Origin of the sequence: Metamycoplasma equirhinis (genome assembly GCF_006385185.1) — a bacterium.
Lineage (GTDB): Bacteria > Bacillota_I > Bacilli_A > Mycoplasmatales > Metamycoplasmataceae > Metamycoplasma > Metamycoplasma equirhinis.
This window is the reverse complement of sequence record NZ_VFIX01000012.1, coordinates 1-2,974: the sequence shown is the minus strand read 5'-3', so window position 1 is coordinate 2,974 and position 2,974 is coordinate 1. Positions and strand designations below refer to the sequence as shown.

The following is a 2,974-nucleotide window of genomic DNA, read 5'->3' as shown; positions in this document are numbered from 1 at the left end:
CACCCCCTCCCCCCCGCCACTGAGTGTCAGGCGGCGGCTGAGTTTTTAAGTGGCGAATGCGAGAATTACTAATCCAGGCCGGGGTGGGAGTTGCTTGCTTGTGTGCTTACTGGGCTTGGCGCTACTGGGCGGGATGTGGGCATGTACATCGGGTCGGCAGGGTCGGCGCCGGTCGCGCCGTGCCACAAAACATGTGGTGGATCCGGGGGGTTTGGTTGATACTTTATTGCATGGGCCCCGCAACTTACATGATGTACAACATGTAATGGAACTGCTTGCTTCTGTCGCCGCTGGCGATGAGCTGTCATTGGATTTATTGGAACATTTAGAAATCAGTGGTATTCCTCATAATAAAATAGAAGCTTGGTTGCAAAAAGACCCTGACCACGTTATAGCCTTAGTTAATGAGTGGGTGGGTATCCGCAAAAAAAAACACCCAGAACAACATATCAGTGCTCCCAGCATTGTCGAGGAATCCCCGTCCCTGTCACCCGCAGAAGGCGACCCCCCGCCGCCAGCCGAGGACGATGAACCTGACAACTTGGACCCACTTGCTCCTGAATCAAACGGAAACAACTCTGTGGAACAGCCTAGTGTGGGGGGTCACGCACCTGATCGAGGGGGTCTCCACCTACCCGGTGATCGGTACCTTGGCCCTTTTAACCCTTTGGAAAATGGTCCCCCGAGGGACGTGGTGGACGCCTATGCGCGGATCCACGACTATCGGTATGACCAATTACAAAAATTAGGCTATAACCCCTACCTCGTTTTCAACATCGGGGACCAGGAACTAATCGATAACTTAAAGTCCCAACCTGGTGTGCGGGCATCACTTGCCCGCCAAGTCTTTGAAATAAAACGTGACATTACGCCACATTTACATTTACAGAACCCCCTCCCCGAGGTGCCAAGTTGGGCAGCTGGACAAGCCGCGGTGCGGGCCATGGCCGCTGCCACTGAAGAATCCGGTGCCGGTGGGGGCGCCCTCCCCGGACCCGCGGTGTGGAGTCAAGGCGCCACCTTCGGGGAGGAGACCGTGACCTGTTTCATGACCCGCAGGTGCTACTTACCCTTCAATGAAGATCCTGTATATAAACCCATAACCATTCAGGGAAAACATATGCTACGGGTACATGATGGGAATCTTTGGAATTCCGAGAGAAACTTGGAACTAGACCATCCTGTGTTAGGATACCAGACCCCCTGGCATTACCCCGATTTAAATTCGTTAAATTTATATTTTTCCCCATTAGAATTTCAACACCTTTTGGAACAATATTCCGAGATAGCTCCAAAGTCGTGGGAGGTCATCGTTAGTGACATCGTAGTTAAGGACGTAGCCACTCAGAATCAAACCACTCACGTTACCGACTCCCCGACGGGCGGCTTAGCCATCTTCGCAGATAGCAGTTATCGATTTCCCTATGTGTTGGGAACCGGTCAGAACACATTACCTTCTGACATCCCCACAGAGGTTTACTTACTACCACAGTATGCATACCTAACCACAGGCAGCATACAGAATCGTCATTCGGGCCGGGCCACCGACCAGGTGACCGTACCCAATGAGGAGACAGACTTTTATGTCTTGGAACACAGTACTTTTGGAATTTATAAAACAGGAGATTTCTTTACGCACTCTTACACCTTTCCGACCCTGACCCCAAAACACCTAACGGGGTCCTCCCAACATTTCTTCTTGATGGAAAACCCCCTTTATGGGTGCCGGTATGACATATTAGAAGAAGCCGGTACTCGGGCCCGCTGGCGCCACATAAATAAAGATGAATATGGCATCAAGCCCCAAAACTTTCTGCCAGGGCCCATGACGGGCACCCATCTTGCCACCCAAGGCGAGAATGCCGGCAAGACAGAGTTACAGCGGGTTTTAACAGGGACGGCGGTTGGGCGGACACCGGCTACCCGGTGGTCGTTCCGCCCGGGGCCAGTCTCCCAGCCGTATGCTCATGCCCCGGCGGATGACCCGACGAAAGATGTCCCTGACATCAATGTGGATGCCATTGCCCATGGCTACCATGAACCCATAGGACAAGACTCCGATGGTGTCCTGTTACAACAAGGGCGCCTGCCAAATGACCGGGAACAGGCCAAACAATTGTCGGGCATTGACACACAGTACTACCCAGTGACTTCGCTGGGTCAAAGTTTTGCCAACACACGAGGAAGTGGCTCGGGGCGTCCCCTGTTGCCCGGGTCGGTGTGGAATGAACGGAGTCTACATTATGAAACCCAGATCTGGGCCAAAATCCCCATTTGTGACCGGAGCTTCATGGCAGACTCTCCCATGCTGGGCGGCTGGGGGTGTGTCAGCCCGCCCCCGATGCTCTTCTTTAAAATGATCCCCACGCCAGCCCCCCTAGGGACGAATGTACAACATGACGCAGAGTCTAAGGAAGGGGGGGCACTACATCAATATGCAGTCTTCAATCTCACAGTGAAGATGGTCTGGCATGTGAAGAAGCGCGGCCCTGGCAGCCGGTGGAATCCCCAACCGGCCGTCTATCCCCCGACTGGGAGGGGTACTCATCCCTACCTACTGTATAATAATCTGCACCTTGAAGGGGCAGACTCATCCGTCTATGGCCACAAGGGCTATGAACGCAGTGACCAGTTATGGACGGCGAAGGCCCGTGTACACCACTTGTAAGCAATAAAATATTCTACCACCAGATGGCACTGTGTCGCGTGGTTTTTGGAGAGGGGCCCAAAAGCTACTATGTCACCTGATCGCGGATGGCGCCGCTCCAAGGGCGGGACTTACAAGCGCGGGAAATTCGAAAAGCGCGCCGGCGGGAAATTTGAAAAAAGCGCGGGAATTTCAAAAAAAGCGCGGGAAAGTCCGTTAAAGATGGCGCCACCGGAAGCGGAAATACGTCACAGTGACGTCAAGGGGTCACGGCCACGTCACTTCCGGAATTAGGGTTGGCAGGCCGCCAAGGAGTGAGGGTTAACA

1 protein-coding gene is annotated in these 2,974 nt (G+C 53.6%); it reads left to right on the top strand.

Annotation, left to right across the window (positions count from 1 at the left end; genetic code table 4):
• Positions 1 to 265 precede the first annotated feature (265 nt).
• Positions 266 to 2,668: a hypothetical protein gene (locus tag FJM08_RS03075; RefSeq protein ID WP_170177190.1), complete on the top strand. Its 2,403-nt coding sequence runs from the start codon at positions 266 to 268 to the stop codon at positions 2,666 to 2,668.
• Positions 2,669 to 2,974: the final 306 nt, after the last annotated feature.